Here is a 15,289-nt window from a genome sequence, read left to right on the forward strand (position 1 = left end):
GGGCCAGAAGTATTACGTATTGCCTGGAAGCTGACGACTGATAGCTGGTAGCTAAAATCGACTAAAAGGAGATTTATGTATGGCTTTAACTGGACTTGATATTTATAAAAAATTACCTCAAAAAAATTGTGGTGAATGTGGGATACCTACTTGTCTCGCTTTTGCTATGAAACTTGCGGTGGGGCAGACACAGTTGGATGCGTGTCCATATGTTTCCGAGGAGACTAAAACTGAATTATCCGAAGCTTCGGCTCCCCCCATACGTCTTATCACAGTGGGCACGGGCGACAAAGCTTTAAAGATTGGGGAGGAAGCTGTGCTCTTCCGTCACGAGAAGACTTTTTATCACCAACCGGGTCTGGCAATTCTTGTTGACGATGGAATGGATGAAGCAGTGATTGATGAAAAACTTGCGCAGTTAAAAAGCTCTCAATTTGAGAGAGTAGGCCAGTTTCTTCGAGCTGATTTGGTGGCCGTTAAATCATCTTCAAATGATTCGGCTAAATTTGTGACGCTTGTTAAAAAAGCTATGGGAACCGAGTTCCCACTGGTATTAATTAGTGAAAACTCTGAAATAATGAAGGCCGCTCTTTCAGTTTGTGTTCAAACTAAACCTCTTCTTTATGCGGCAAATGAAAACAATTTTGAGCAGATGGCCGCTCTTGCTAAAGAGAGCAATTGTCCGTTGGTGGTTGCGGCTAAAGATCTTGGGGCTCTTTCTGACTTAGTAGAAAAAGTAACAGCTAAAGGAGTTAAAGATATAATTCTTGATCCTGGCTCAAGAACAATAAAAGATAGTTTGAAGGATGCAGTATTTATAAGGCGAGCAGCCTTAAAGAAAAAATTTAAACCTCTTGGCTACCCAATTATTACTTTTCCTTGTGAAATGTATGACGACCCTTATATGGAAGCAGTGGCTGCCGGGGTTGGGATAATGAAATATGCGGGAGTTATCGTGGTTAGCGATCTTGAATCCTGGAAGGCACTTCCTTTGTATGTTTTGCGCCAAAACATCTACACCGATCCTCAAAAACCCATGCAAATTGACGAGGGGATTTATCCTATTGGAGAGCCAGATGAAAATTCGCCCGTGCTTCTTACCACAAATTTTTCCTTAACTTATTTTACTGTTTCGGGTGAGGTGGAGGCCAGTAAGGTTTCATCCTGGATTTGCATAATGGACGTAGAAGGATTATCTGTTTTAACTGCTTGGGCTGCCGGTAAGTTTATACCTGAAAATATTGGTCCGTTTATGAAGCGTTGCGGAATTACCGACAAAGTTAAACATCGCAAGATAGTAATCCCGGGATATGTGGCTCAGATAAGTGGGGAGTTGGAGGAAGAGCTTCCTGATTGGGAAATACAAGTTGGACCGCGAGAAGCCGGGGATATACCATCCTATCTTAAAAACTGGAGCGCTTAGCCTCAACAAATCTAAAAGGAATGGGCGATATGAGCTTAAAAGATGTGGCCATTATTGGTGGAGGTGTTGCCGGCATAAGTGCGTCCTTGGTCTTAGCCGATATTGGTTTTGCGGTTCACATAATTGAAAGGGACGTTCAACTGGGTGGGCATGCGGTAAATTTTGCCTGTAAAGCTACGGATAAATGCAGTAAGTGTCTGGTCTGTTTAGCTGACGAGCTTGTCCTAAAAGCATTTCAACATCCTAAAATAAAAGTTTTAACTGGCTCTGAGGTGACGTCTTTTTCGGGCAAATCTGGGAATTTTGAGCTGCAAATTTCTCAAGCTATCGGAGAAGAGTCGCTTTTTAAAGAACTGATATTAAAAGTTGGAGCCGTTGTTATTGCCACGGGTTTTATGCCTTTTAATGCGGAAGAGAAAAAGGAATACGGGTATGGCAAATATAAAAATGTAATTACTGCTCTGGAACTTGAGAAAGACTTGCGTCTAACCGGAAAAGTTTTGAGGCCCACCGATGGAGCAATCCCAAAGAAAATTGCTTTTTTCCAGTGCGTCGGGAGCAGAGATGAGAGTATAGGCCGGGGCTATTGTTCTAAAGTGTGTTGTCCGTATGCGCTTAGACTTTCAAAGCTCATTAAATCGGAAATTCCTGAATCGGATGTTACGATTTTTTATATGGATGTTCAACCAGCGGGCAAATGTTTTAATAAATTTCGCCAGGAGTGCGAGGAGCTTGGGATACATTTTGTGAGAAATCTGCCCTCAAAAGTTTACGGTTATGTTGATTCGGATTTTCTGCGGGTTAAAAGCTTAAGTGGTGATAAGGGCGAGGTTGTTCAAAATGAATTTGATCTCGTAGTTTTGTCTGTTGGGATGTCTCCCCAGAGCGATGCAAGGTTTTTGGCCGATACTTTTGGGGTCAGTCTCGATAGATACGGATTTTTTGAGGGACAGGGATTTCGGGTTAACCTTTCGAATGTTCCCGGAATTTTTCTTGCCGGAGCGTGTCAGGGACCGAAAGACATCGAAGAGTCAATAGTTCACGGAAAAGCAGCAGCAGTAGAAGTTGCCAGGATGTTGAGGGTGTAATGGAAAAGGAAGTTTCCAAAATAGGCATATTTATTTATGACTGTGAAAGTAAGCTTAAGAACATTTTAAGCACCGATGAAGCATGCTCAAAACTTGAGGGTTTAGGATTTGTTTGTTTTAAAAGTCTTACTCCGCGTTTTACCGAAGTAATGTGTGATTTTGAAAAATATTTAAAGGATAACGAGGTTTCTAAGATAGTAGTTGCCGGTTGCAACCCTCGCCCCAAAAAACAAATTTTTAAAAACTCTTTAAAAAAAATGGGCCTGAATCCTTATTTGGTGAACTTTGTCAATCTTAATGAAGTAATTGGTTATAAAGAGAAAAAGAGAGCCACAGAAAAAGCCGTTAATTTAGTAGTTCGGGCAGCGAAATGGATTAAGATGCAGGAACCTATTGGGACTCAAAAAGTTTTGTTAAATCAAAAAGTTCTTGTTCTCGGAAGTGGAATTGCCGGGATTGAAACAGCTCTTATTTTAGCCGAAGGGGGTTTGGACACGATTTTAATAGAAGAAACCTCTCATCTCGGTGGGGGAGCGGTTGCGATTGAAAACCTAAAAAGTCTTGTCGAGAGCAAAATCGAGGCGCTAACTAACGAAAAAAAAGTAAGGATTATTAATTCCTCATATTTAGTTGATTTGAATGGCCACGCAGGAAAATTTATTGCAAGAGTTGATGGTAAGCAAAAATTGACGGTTGAAGTTGGAGCAATTGTTGTCGCAACTGGGTATAAACCGATTTTGCCTGTTCAAGAGCTTGGTGAAAATCCTGACTCTTTGATTATCGGGCAGAAAGATATGGGGAATAGATTGTCCTTAGGTAAAAATATACCTCAGCGTGTCTGTTTTTTAATCGATTTAGTCGATGAAGATTTAAAGATATCGACTCAGGCTCTTTTGAAGCAAGCTTTAACTGTTAAAGAAAAGTTTGGTTCTGACGTAATTTGTTTTTGCAGAGATTTAAAAGTTTCGTTTGATGGTGGGGAGGAGTTGTATAAGAAAGCTCGGGAAGCCGGCGTATTGTTTTTTAAGTATGCTGAAAAACCAGAAATTAAGCTTTCATACAACACTGTTGAAGTTCATTTAATAAACGAAGATTACCCTTACGAAAAATTGATTTTTGAAAGCGATTTATTAGTTGTGGGCGAGAAGGCAGTACCTGGTAAAAAATTTGAAGAGTTAGCTAAATTGCTCTCGGTTAATCTTGATTCAAAGGGATTCTTTCAAGAGGAAAACGTGAAACTGTTGCCTACATTTTCCTCTAAGCGTGGGGTATTTTTTGTCGGTGGATGTCGTTTTCCACAAAATATAGAAGAGACGTTTTCCGAAGCAAGGGGCACGGCGGGAGAGGTTCTCTCGTTTCTATCAAAAGGAGAAATTGAACTGGATTTAACATCCGCGAAAATAAATCCGGATAAGTGTGTTCTTTGTCTTACTTGTATTAGAACTTGCCCTCATGGAGCGATAGTTGTTGATTATGAAGAAGAAACGGCAAAAGTGATTCCGCTGGCCTGCCAATCGTGTGGGATATGCGCGAGTGAATGTCCCGTTATGGCCATAGAGCTTCCTCTTTATACCAATGCTCAAATTATCGGGCAGTTAAGTGATGTGGTAGGTGAAGCGGGTTGACGAAGAGAGATTTTAAGCCAAAAATAACCGTTTTTTGTTGTGAGCACTCTGGATTACTATCGGCTGATATGGCAATTGAGTCTGGGTTTGTTTATCCGGAGAGAGTGCGCGTGATAAAGGTTCCATGCTCAGGAAAGATTGAAATCATTCACATCATGAGGGCATTGGAAGAAGGCGATGGTGTTGTGATTTATGCTTGTCACAAAGAAGCCTGTCAATTTTTGAGGGGAAACTTAAGAGCTGAAGCAAGGTTAGCTTATATAAAAAATATTTTGAAAGAAATTGGTATTGAAGAAGAAAGGGTACAGATGCATTACTTGGCCCCTTCCAATGGGGCTAAGTTTACACAAACACTGTCTACTTTTTATGAAGATTTAAAAAGTTTGGGGCTCAATACCGGGAGGGCGGAAGAATGATTGTTGGAGAAAGAAAGCCGATACAAGAAATTCTTAATATGATTGCTGAACATAACAAAATTCTTATTGCCGGATGCGGTACCTGTGCTGCTATCTGTATGGCAGGTGGCGATAAAGAGGTAAGCATTCTTGCGTCAACCATAAAAATGGCGAGAAATAAGGAAGGAAAGCCAATTGAAATATTGGAACACATACCTCTTCGCCAGTGTGAGTGGGAATTTGTCGACGAGTTAAAAGATAAAATTGAATCTTGTGATGCTGTTCTCTCGATGGCTTGTGGAATTGGCGTCCAGACTATTGTAGAACGTTTTCCAAAAGCTATTGTGTATCCTGCTGTTAATACTACCTTTTTAGGTTTACCCGAGGAACAAGGGGTTTGGTCTGAACGGTGTGGGGCTTGTGGTAATTGCGTACTCGATAAAACCGGTGGAATTTGCCCCATCGTTAGATGTTCAAAAAGCTTATTAAATGGTCCCTGTGGTGGCTCTAAGGACGGAAAATGTGAAATTGACCCCGAGGTAGACTGTGCTTGGCAGCTTATTTACGATAGGTTGAAAACGCTTGGGAAACTCGATAATTTAGCTGAGATATTGCCGCCAAAAGATTGGTCAACCGGTCGAGATGGCGGACCAAGAAAGATTATAAGGGAGGATATGAAGCTGTGAAATCGGGAAGTAATCTTGAGAAAATTTTAAGTGCTGGAAATTTTGCGGTGACCGCCGAGCTTGGGCCTCCCAAAAGCGCTGATGCTGAAGTTGTTTACAAGAAAGCTGATAGTTTAAAAGGTTGTGCCGACGCGGTAAATATAACCGATTGCCAGACGGCGATAGTTCGAATGTCATCAATTGCTGTCGGAAGCATGTTAGTATCGAGGGGTATCGAACCAATAGTCCAAATGACCTGCCGGGACAGGAACCGCATTGCGATACAGAGCGACATTTTGGGCGCTTCGGCTTTAGGGGTAAAGAATCTTCTCTGTCTCACCGGGGACCATCAAAAATTTGGCAATCATCCCCAGTCAAAAAATGTCTTTGATTTAGATTCTATTCAACTTATTAAGATGGTTAAGGATATGAGGGACGAAAAGAAATTTCAATGCGGGGAAGAGTTGAAAGTGGAGCCTCGTTTCTTTATAGGGGCGGCCGAGAATCCATTTTCCGATCCCTTTGAATTTAGAGCGCTACGTCTTGCAAAGAAAGTCGACGCCGGAATCGACTTTGTTCAGACGCAAATTGTTTATAACGTTGAAAAGTTTTCAAAGTGGATGGAAATGGTTCGGGAGCTTGGCCTCCACGAGAAAGTTTTTATACTTGCCGGAGTGGCTCCTTTGAAATCTGCAGGTATGGCTAAATATATGAAGAACAATGTGCCGGGGATGGATGTTCCCGACAAAATTGTTGAGCGGATGACCGCTGCCGGAAAAGAAAAAGCTAAAGAAGAAGGCGTAAACATTTGCGTAGATATTATCAATCAAGTTAAAGAGATAAAAGGTGTGGCGGGCGTACACATTATGGCTATTGAGTGGGAAGAGATTGTGCCGGAGATAGTTGCGAAGGCGGGGTTTTTGCCAAGGCCTTAAATAAAAGGGGTCAGTCCCAGTCCTCAGCTGCCAGGAAAAATATAAGAGCAGAGAGCAGAAAATAAGGTAACGGATAAAAGGGGAAAGTCAAAAAGGGACAACTCTAAGCCGTCATTGCGAGGAGCAAGGCGACGAAGCAATCTCATAAATAGCGGATGGTTGAAAGTTAAAAGAGCATAGAATATAGCAAAAACTAGCAAACAAACCATCTAATTAACTATTAAATATCGGCTACAAACTTAGAAATGGAGTTTCTCAATGAGAGAAATAGCAAAAATAGATACAACATTTGCAGAACAAATAAAAAATGAGTGTGGCGAGAATGTTTATTCTTGTTATCAATGCAAGAAATGTACGCTTGGGTGTCCTACAGCTTATGCTATGAGATATAAACCACATCAGCTAATTGAGGCTATCCAATTGGGACAGAAGGATTTGGTCTTGAAGGACCAGTCGATATGGCTTTGTCTTTCGTGTCAAACGTGCATGGCGCGCTGTCCTCAAAATCTTGATTTTGTTAAGGTGGCCGATGCTGCAAGGATAATAGCGCAACGTGAAGGATTTAAGATACCGGTACCTGAAATAGCTGCTTTTAACAGTTCTTTCCTTTCTCTCGTGGAGCGGTTTGGGCGTATTTATGAAATTGGTTTGGTAATGTTAATTAAGTTAAAAACTAAACAGATTATGAAAGATATGGCAATGGGGTTGCCTCTATTTTTTAAGGGTAAGTTTAGCTTTTTACCTCACAAGGTCGAAAATATAAGTGCAGTACGAAGAATTTTTAGAAATACGAAAGAATTGGAGCAGAAATGAAATATGGTTTATATCCCGGTTGTTCATATAGGGGGACGGCTAGGGAGTTTGGAGAATCGATAGATGCCACTTGCAGCGCGCTTAATCTCGATGTGAAAGAACTCGAGGATTGGGTTTGCTGTGGGGCGTCTTCCGCTCACAATACTTCACACCTGCTGGCGACGGTTTTACCTTTACACACTTTAATTTCTGCTCGCGAAGCTGGCTTCGAGAAATTATTGGCGCCGTGTATTGCTTGCGCCTGGCGACTTAAGACTGCCATCAAAGAGATTGAAACGGATGAAAAGTTGAGAATGAAAGCTGAAAAAGTTATTGGCAAGAAATATGAAGGCGGGATCGATGTTTTTAATATAGTCGAATTTTTTACAAAAGAAATTAAGCTGGAAAAGATAAAAAAAGCAGTAAAGAAACCATTAAAAGATTTAAGGGTCGTTTGCTATTACGGGTGTATGCTTACTCGGCCTCCAAAAATTGCTAATTTTGATGTGGTTGAAGACCCCCGGAGTCTTGACAATATAATGAAAATTTTAGGGGCAGAAAGTTTAGATTGGCCGTATAAAACGGAGTGTTGCGGGGTAAGCTTTGCCTTGAGCAGAACGGATGTTGTTATTAAACTCTGTCATGATTTATTAGAGGAGATAAAGAAGCTTGAAGTGGATATGGTTGTTGTAGCTTGTCCTCTTTGTCAAACAAATCTTGACACGAGACAAAAGGAGATTGAAAAGAAATATAATACCAAATACGGCATACCTATAGTGTATTTTACTCAACTCATGGGCCTTGCGTTGGGGAAAACCCCCGAAGATGTTGGTTTAAAACGTCTTACGGTTAATCCTTTCCCGGTCCTAAAAAAGAAGGGAATTTTATAGATGGAATTTAAACCCAGTTGTCTCCCAATGGCTGTTGGAAGCATGCCACATATGGATGCAGTTAAAGCATGCGAGGTAATTTTAAAATATACTCCTCAGATACCGGCATGGCCCCAACTTCCCAACCTTTCTTTTAAAGAAAACATGTGTACTCAAGTTTCAGAGGGTATGCCGGCAGTAAAAATAGATGAAGAGAAAAAGAAAATTTATCTGGACGCAGGGGACAATTTAACTTGGAAGCTTGAGCAATTTTATGAAAAGTTCTTGGCTGAAGACCTCGACTATTTTGAAATATCTGCTGATTATGCTCGAGGGTTTCATGTCATGTTTGACACATTAAAAAAACACCTGCCAAGCAATTTAGTTATTCTTAAAGGGCAGTTAACGGGTCCAATCAGCTTTGGTTTGACGGTTACAGACCAAAATAAACAAGCTGTTCTCTATAATGATTTTTTAAGGGATGCAATTATAAAAACACTTATGATGAAGGCCAAATGGCAGGAGAGGCAATTTAAGAAATTATCTGCCAACACAAAAACCATTATCTTTTTTGATGAACCGTATCTTCAGTCTTATGGTTCAGCTTATATAAAATTAAATAAGGATGAGGTCGTATCTTATCTAAACGAGTGTTTTTCTGCAGTTGAAGGTCTTTGTGGTGTTCATTGTTGCGGTCGAACCGACTGGAGCATTTTGATGGAAACCAATGTTAATATTATAAGTTTCGATGCGTATGACCATACTGAAAGCGTAGCTCTTTATCCCAAAGAACTAAATAAATTTTTAAATAGAGGAGGAGTTCTTGCCTGGGGGATAGTGCCGTCTACTTATCCAACTCCGGATGCAATAGCGAAAGAGACCTTGGATAGCATTCTTAACCGGTTTGAAGAGAAAATTCAGTTATTGGTTGACAAAGGAATAGATAAAATGAATCTTCTTGAAGCAAGCTTAATTACTCCAAACTGCGGCGCGGGCTCAATGACGGAAGAATTGGCGGAAAAGAGCATCAGATTAACTTCAGAGCTTTCTTTAGCTTTAAGAGAAAGATATTTTGGCAGATAGCAGATAGCAGATGGCAGATAGCAGATGGCAGATGGTTAGAGGTTGAACCCTTCTCTCCCTCCCCCTTGACGGGGGAGGGTTGGGGTGAGGGTGAAGGAGCTGATAGCTATTAGTTATTGGTCTTTATGTTTTAGTTTTTGGCTAACGGCTAAAGTTTAGGGTATAGGGTAATGGGGAAAGGGTATTCAGCTCCCAGTCGTGAGCTGCCAGCTTTCAGGGAAACTAAAAATATGAGTACGGAGCATAGAGCAGAGAGCGAGCAGAATATGGAGTATAGAATATAGAGTATAGCAAAACCAGCAATCTGGCCAACAAACTACCGACTCCCCACTAAGAGACTACCGACTGATGGAGCAGAGAGCCGTTAGCTATCGAAGTTACCCAGTACGGGCCAGTATCTGGTAGGGCCGGGTTATCTATCGACGAAAGCGAGGATTTAAATGAAGATAGCAGTTACAGGTAAGGGCGGTGTTGGAAAGACAACCATCGCTGGAGCGCTTGCCAGATTGTATAATGATAAAGGTTATAAAGTTTTGGCGGTTGACGCTGATCCGGATGCTAATTTGGCCTCGGCTATTATTGGGGCGTCAAGATTACGGGAAAAAATTGTACCCATATCATATATGAAAAAACTGATTGAGGAACGTACGGGAGCAAAACTAGGCACCATGGGAAGTTTTTTTAAGATAAATCCAAAAGTTGATGATATTCCTGAAAAGGTAGGGGTGAAGTTTTTAGGCATAAGGCTTCTGGTTTTAGGTGGAGTAGAAAAAGGGGGAAGCGGTTGCATCTGCCCCGAAAGTGCACTTTTGCGGAGTTTAATGAGAAATTTGCTTTTTGAGCGAGATGAAGTGGTTGTCATGGATATGGAAGCGGGTATTGAACACTTAGGAAGAGGAACTGCCGAATCGGTGGATGCTTTTATCGTTGTAGTCGAACCCGGCCTTCGCAGCATAGAGACCGCGAAGTCGATAAGAAGTCTTGCCAAAGACATAGGCATCAAAAAAGTTTTTCTGGTGGTAAACAAGGTTAGAGATGGTGAGAAGAAGCGTATAGAAGAAAAAATAAAAAAAGAAATTCCCGATGTACCTATAGTGGGGTGGCTAAGCGAGAACAGCAAAGTTCGTCTTGCTGATATTGAGGGAAAATCGGCTTACGACCTCGATAAGTTATTTGTAAAAGAGATTGATTCTCTTTGAGAAGAAGTTGAAGAGGCCATGGGCCGGAAGATATAAATTATTTTTAAGAAGGAGGATTTAGATGGCATGTCAGTGTAAGTGCGGGAAGTCGAGTGGTGAAAAACTCAATCTCTCTGAAATTTCTGATATTATTGAAAGATATAAAGATTATCCCGGGGCAACTATCCCGTTACTTCAAGAGATTCAGAAAAGGTTCGGTTATCTTTCTGAAGATGTTTTAGACTATGTTTCTGAGGCCACGGGGATTCAGTTGAGTCAGCTTTACGGCGTAGCCACTTTCTACCCGCAGTTTTCTCTTATTCCGGTGGGGAAGAACGTGATTTCAGTATGTCAAGGGACAGCTTGTCACGTGAGCGGGGCGAAGAAAATAACAGAAGCATTGGCCGATGAATTGGGTATTGAAGAAGGCGAGACCACTCATGATCGGCAGTTTACTTTGAGATCAGTTGCCTGTTTGGGAGCTTGTAGTCTTGCTCCCGTTATGAGAATGAATGATGAAACCTACGGACGGCTAACGCCCAAAATGGTTCGAGAAATAATACGCAACATAAAAACTAAAAATAAGTCGATTAATTAAAAACAGGAGGTTTAGATGTTAATAATTGGAGAAAAAATTAATGTTATGTCAATGACTATAGGCCCTGCCATGAAAAATCGAGATCCCAAGCCAATTCAAGATTTAGCGGTTGCTCAAGTTGAAGCTGGCGCTAATGTTTTAGACATAAACATTGGACCAGCACGTAAGAACGGTGCGGAAATAATGGAATGGGTTGTGAAGACCGTTCAGGATGCGGTCGATGTAATGCTTTGTTTGGATACTACCAACGCGGAAGCGATGGAAGCAGGGTTGAAGGTTTGTAAGAAACAGCCAATTATAAATTCTGCTTCCGGGGAGCCCAATAGGCTTGAAACAATGATGAGTTTGGCTGCAAAGTATGAGGCTAACGTAATTGGATTAACTATGACTGAGACGGGCATTCCGCGAGACGCAAATGAAAGATTAGCAATAGCCGTTGATATTATGACGAAAATGGCTGAAAAAGGAGTCCCAATGGAGAATCTTTACCTGGACCCATTGATTCTTCCGGTTGCTGTTGCTCAAGAGCAAGCTCAGGAAGCAATTGAAGCGATAAAGATGTTTAGGCAGTTAAATGACCCTCCGATTAAAACGGTTGTCGGATTAAGCAATATTTCGAATGGAGCACCTGCTGAAACTAAGCCGCTTTTGGATAGAACATATCTTACCATGCTTGCAACTGTTGGACTGGATGCGGCAATTGCCGATCCTTTTGATAAGGAATTAATGGATGCAGTTAAAACAGTGAGGATATTAAGAAATGAAGTTCTTTACTGTCACTCTTATCTGGATTAGGTGAAATTTATGGCTAAAGGAAAACAAACCAAGGTTTTTATATGCACGGGGACGGGCTGTGTTTTAAGCGGTTCTGAAAAAGTAAAAACTGCTTTTAAGAACGAGCTTAAGAAACGAAAAATTTTGGAAATTGATATTGTTCAGACCGGTTGTCATGGTTTTTGTCAACAGGGCCCAATCGTTGTTATCCAGCCTACGGGGGTTTTTTATCCGAGAGTATCTGTGGAAAATGTTCCTCGCATCGTCGAAGAGCATTTGGTTGGGGGCAAAGTTGTTGAGGACTTGCTTTATGAAGATTCATTGACGAACAAAAAAATTCCTCTTTATAAGGATATAAATTTTTATAAAAAGCAAAACAGAATTGTTCTTCGGAACTGTGGCTTAATCGATCCCGAAAATGTAGATGATTATATTGAACATGGGGGTTATAAAGCTTTTAAAAAAGTTTTAAGCGAGATGGCTCCCGAAGATGTAGTCGAAGAAATTAAGGCTTCGGGCTTAAGGGGTCGCGGTGGAGCCGGGTTTCCCACCGGGCTTAAATGGGATTTTGCCCGAAAAGCCTCCGGTGATATAAAGTACATAATTTGTAATGCTGATGAAGGGGATCCCGGAGCTTTTATGGACAGGAGTGTTTTGGAAGGCGATCCGCATAGCATTCTGGAAGGAATGATGATTGCTGGTTACGCTATCGGGGCTACTGAGGGATACATTTATGCTAGGGCTGAATATCCCTTAGCCGTTAAAAGATTAAGAATTGCCGTTGAGCAAGCCAGGAAGAAAGGTTTTTTGGGCAAGAATATTTTGGGCAGTTCTTTAAATTTCGAGATTAAGATAAAAGAAGGAGCCGGTGCTTTTGTTTGCGGGGAAGAGACAGCTCTTATGGCTTCAATTGAGGGCAAAAGGGGAATGCCCCGCATTCGTCCGCCTTTTCCGGCTCAATCCGGTCTTTGGGGGAAGCCCACCAACATCAATAACGTTGAAACACTTGCAAATATTGCCTGGATAATAACAAATGGGGCCGACAAATTTGCGGCTATTGGAACAGGCAAGAGTAAAGGCACCAAGATTTTTGCAATTACAGGCAAAGTTAAGAATGGCGGATTGGTTGAGGTTCCCATGGGGACAACTCTTAGAGATATAATATTCGACATTTGTGGCGGGATAAAGGAAGATAAGGAATTTAAAGCGGTTCAGATAGGTGGCCCATCCGGCGGATGCCTTCCGGCTAAATTTCTCGATATATCAATAGATTACGAGTCTCTAACTGAGACAGGAGCTATTGTGGGTTCCGGCGGGATGGTTGTTATGGATGAGAGCTCCTGCATAGTGGATTTAGCGAAATACTTTTTGGCTTTTACTCAGAAAGAATCATGTGGGAAGTGTGTCCCTTGCCGTATTGGAACGAAGCGAATGTTTGAGATGCTTCAACGGATGACCAGGGGGGAAAGTAGTGAGGAGGAAATTGTTCTCTTAGAACAGTTAGCTCAAGATGTTAAGGTTTCGTCGCTCTGTGGTTTGGGGCAAACAGCTCCCAATCCGGTGCTTACAATGCTTAAATATTTTCGCGAAGAGTTTGAGGAGCATGTTAAAGAAGGAAAATGTCGAGCAGGAGTGTGTTCCGAGCTTATTGCCTATGTTATTAAAGAGAATGTTTGTAAGGGTTGTGGTGTTTGTAAAAAACACTGTCCGGTGGGTGCTATAAGCGGGGAAAAGAAACATCCGCACGAAATAGATATCGAGAAGTGTGTAAAATGTGGCATTTGTATGCAACACTGCCCATTTGATGCAATATATATTGCAAAGTAAGCTTTTTGAAAGGAGTTTCCCATGATTGTTAAAGATATTATGACTAAGGGAGCTGCATCAATTTATCCGGATGCTACCGCTAAAGAAGCAGCAAACGTAATGAAGAAAAAGAAAGTAGGCTCGCTTTTGGTCGTCGATGACGAAGAACTTCTTGGGATAATTACCGACAGAATGATAGCAACTGAGGTTGTTGCCGTTGGTTTGGATATCAAGAAGACCAAAGTGAGAGATTTCATGCATGAGAGTGTTGTCTCAGTTTCTCCGGAAATGGAGGCGGCAAAGGCCGCTAAATTGCTTGAGGAGTTGGAGATAAGGTATTTGCCGGTAACGGTCAACGGAAAAGTTGTCGGGATGCTTTCTCTCTCTGATATAGCGAATTTTATCAGGGATTTTATCAGCTGCATATTAATTGAGGTTGGAGCCCGAGTTACAAAAAGAAAAGAAGAGTAAACGGAGGAAGTATGCCTAAGATAAGTTTGACGATTAATGGCAAAAAAGTTGTGTCCGAATCGGGCCAAACTATACTTGAGGTTGCTAAGGAAAATGGCATAAGAATTCCTACTCTTTGCCATGATCCGAGACTTAAGCCCTATGGGGCTTGCCGGGTTTGTCTTGTCGAAGTCGAGGGGGCAAGAAATTTTTTGCCTGCTTGTGCAACTAAAGTTACAGATGGAATGGTTGTAAATACAGACACGATTCCGCTTTATGAAATAAGAAGAACCATAGTTGAGCTGCTTCTTTCTGATCATGAACTAAGTTGCATAACGTGTGAAAGCGCAGGCCAGTGTCAGCTTCAAGATTTGGCTTATGAGTTGGGGATAGAAGAGAATCGTTTTAAGGGAGAAAAACATGCTTATACCGTCGAGGATTATAATCCTTTAATTGAGAGGGATTTAAATAAATGCATCCTCTGTGGTCGTTGTGTTCGTATCTGTGAAGAGGTTCAACAGAATAAGATATATACCTTTGCGAATCGAGGATTCGATACCATAGTTACAACTCCTTATGACAGGTCGCTTATTGAAACAAAATGCGAGCTTTGCGGACAGTGCGTATCTACGTGTCCAACAGGAGCCTTAACTGAGAAGATGAGCAGGTATAAGGGGCGAATTTGGGAGATAGAAAAAGTAAAGACAATTTGCCCTTACTGTGGTTGCGGTTGTGAACTTGAGCTTCAGGTTAAAGATGGTGAAATAGTTCGTGTCTCAGCTGATGTCGAAAGCGGAGCGAATAAGGGAAATACTTGCGTAAAAGGCCGTTTTGGTTATGATTTTGTGAATCACTCTGATAGACTCACCTCCCCTCTAATCCGAAAAGACGGGAAGCTGGTAGAAACATCTTGGGATGAGGTCATACGGACTGTTGCAAACAAATTTTCTGAGATTAAAAAGAAGCACGGCCCCGACGCAATTGCTGGTCTTTCCTCAGCAAAGTGTACCAATGAAGAAAATTATCTGATGCAGAAGTTTATGAGGGCGGTGATTGGCACAAACAATATCGACCATTGTGCCCGGTTGTGACACGCTCCAACGGTGGCCGGTCTGGTCAAAGCATTTGGAAGCGGAGCGATGACAAATTCTATCGCCGATATACACGAAGCTGATGTAATTTTAGTTATCGGTTCAAATACTACGGAAAACCATCCGGTAATTGCTCTTGAGATGAAGAGGGCGGTATCTGATTTTGCCACGAAATTAATTGTAATTGATCCCAGAAAGATTCAATTAACCGAACATGCTCACACATGGCTCTCCCAAAAACCGGGAACCGATGTGGCCGTCTTAAACGGGCTTATGAACGTGATAATCGAAGAAGGCCTGGAGAATAAGGAATTTATCAAAAAGAGGACTGAAGATTACGAGGAATTAAAGAAAGCAGTCATTAATTATACGCCTAAGAAAGTCGAGAAGATTTCCGGTATTTCTGCTGATTCCTTGCGAGAAGCAGCGCGATTATTTGCCTCAGCCAAAAATGGAGCAATTTTTTATTGTATGGGAATAACTCAGCATACAAGCGGCACCGATAATGTCCTCTCCA

The 15,289-nt window shown here is 41.6% G+C and carries 15 protein-coding genes; all 15 read left to right on the plus strand.

What is annotated here, in order from left to right:
• The first annotated feature begins 79 nt into the window (after positions 1-79).
• Positions 80-1,423: an acetyl-CoA decarbonylase/synthase complex subunit gamma gene (gene acsC, locus Q7U95_RS05115; RefSeq protein ID WP_308752439.1), complete on the plus strand. Its 1,344-nt coding sequence runs from the start codon at positions 80-82 to the stop codon at positions 1,421-1,423.
• Between the two features lie 29 nt (positions 1,424-1,452).
• Entirely contained in the window at positions 1,453-2,511 is a 1,059-nt protein-coding gene (locus tag Q7U95_RS05120; RefSeq protein ID WP_308752440.1) for an FAD-dependent oxidoreductase, read from the plus strand.
• Positions 2,511-4,136 (plus strand): 4Fe-4S binding protein, encoded by a 1,626-nt coding sequence (locus Q7U95_RS05125; RefSeq protein ID WP_308752442.1) that lies wholly within the window; start codon positions 2,511-2,513, stop codon positions 4,134-4,136. Before Q7U95_RS05120 ends, Q7U95_RS05125 begins: the two co-directional genes overlap by 1 nt.
• Positions 4,133-4,552, plus strand: coding sequence for a hydrogenase iron-sulfur subunit (locus Q7U95_RS05130; protein ID WP_308752444.1), 420 nt, complete (start codon positions 4,133-4,135; stop codon positions 4,550-4,552). The genes Q7U95_RS05125 and Q7U95_RS05130 overlap by 4 nt, the downstream gene beginning before the upstream one ends.
• Positions 4,549-5,217, plus strand: a complete 669-nt coding sequence (locus Q7U95_RS05135) for a methylenetetrahydrofolate reductase C-terminal domain-containing protein (protein ID WP_308752446.1) — start codon at positions 4,549-4,551, stop codon at positions 5,215-5,217. Before Q7U95_RS05130 ends, Q7U95_RS05135 begins: the two co-directional genes overlap by 4 nt.
• Positions 5,214-6,131, plus strand: a complete 918-nt coding sequence (locus tag Q7U95_RS05140; RefSeq protein ID WP_308752448.1) for a methylenetetrahydrofolate reductase — start codon at positions 5,214-5,216, stop codon at positions 6,129-6,131. Before Q7U95_RS05135 ends, Q7U95_RS05140 begins: the two co-directional genes overlap by 4 nt.
• Positions 6,132-6,389: 258 nt before the next feature.
• Positions 6,390-6,944 carry a 4Fe-4S dicluster domain-containing protein gene (locus Q7U95_RS05145; protein ID WP_308752450.1) on the plus strand — a complete coding sequence of 185 codons (555 nt, stop codon included), beginning with the start codon at positions 6,390-6,392 and terminating at the stop codon, positions 6,942-6,944.
• Positions 6,941-7,813 (plus strand): CoB--CoM heterodisulfide reductase iron-sulfur subunit B family protein, encoded by an 873-nt coding sequence (locus Q7U95_RS05150; RefSeq protein WP_308752452.1) that lies wholly within the window; start codon positions 6,941-6,943, stop codon positions 7,811-7,813. The genes Q7U95_RS05145 and Q7U95_RS05150 overlap by 4 nt, the downstream gene beginning before the upstream one ends.
• Entirely contained in the window at positions 7,814-8,875 is a 1,062-nt protein-coding gene (locus tag Q7U95_RS05155) for a hypothetical protein (protein ID WP_308752454.1), read from the plus strand.
• Positions 8,876-9,315: 440 nt separating this feature from the next.
• The gene (locus tag Q7U95_RS05160) at positions 9,316-10,074 is read left to right on the plus strand and encodes an AAA family ATPase (RefSeq protein ID WP_308752455.1); all 759 of its coding nucleotides are present in this window, start codon (positions 9,316-9,318) and stop codon (positions 10,072-10,074) included.
• A gap of 61 nt (positions 10,075-10,135) precedes the next feature.
• Entirely contained in the window at positions 10,136-10,651 is a 516-nt protein-coding gene (gene nuoE / locus Q7U95_RS05165; RefSeq protein ID WP_308752457.1) for an NADH-quinone oxidoreductase subunit NuoE, read from the plus strand.
• Positions 10,652-10,666: 15 nt separating this feature from the next.
• Positions 10,667-11,446 (plus strand): dihydropteroate synthase, encoded by a 780-nt coding sequence (locus Q7U95_RS05170; protein WP_308752459.1) that lies wholly within the window; start codon positions 10,667-10,669, stop codon positions 11,444-11,446.
• A 9-nt stretch (positions 11,447-11,455) separates the two neighbouring features.
• Positions 11,456-13,252, plus strand: coding sequence for an NADH-quinone oxidoreductase subunit NuoF (gene nuoF / locus Q7U95_RS05175; protein WP_308752461.1), 1,797 nt, complete (start codon positions 11,456-11,458; stop codon positions 13,250-13,252).
• Between the two features lie 21 nt (positions 13,253-13,273).
• A complete protein-coding gene (locus tag Q7U95_RS05180) occupies positions 13,274-13,702 on the plus strand; it encodes a CBS domain-containing protein (RefSeq protein WP_308752462.1) in 429 nt (142 codons plus the stop codon).
• Positions 13,703-13,713: 11 nt separating this feature from the next.
• Positions 13,714-15,289 (plus strand): molybdopterin-dependent oxidoreductase (locus Q7U95_RS05185; protein ID WP_308752464.1); only part of this gene is annotated, 1,576 nt, incomplete at its 3' end.

The organism is Candidatus Oleimmundimicrobium sp. (assembly GCF_030651595.1).
In the GTDB taxonomy this organism is placed as follows: Bacteria; Actinomycetota; Aquicultoria; order UBA3085; family Oleimmundimicrobiaceae; genus JAUSCH01.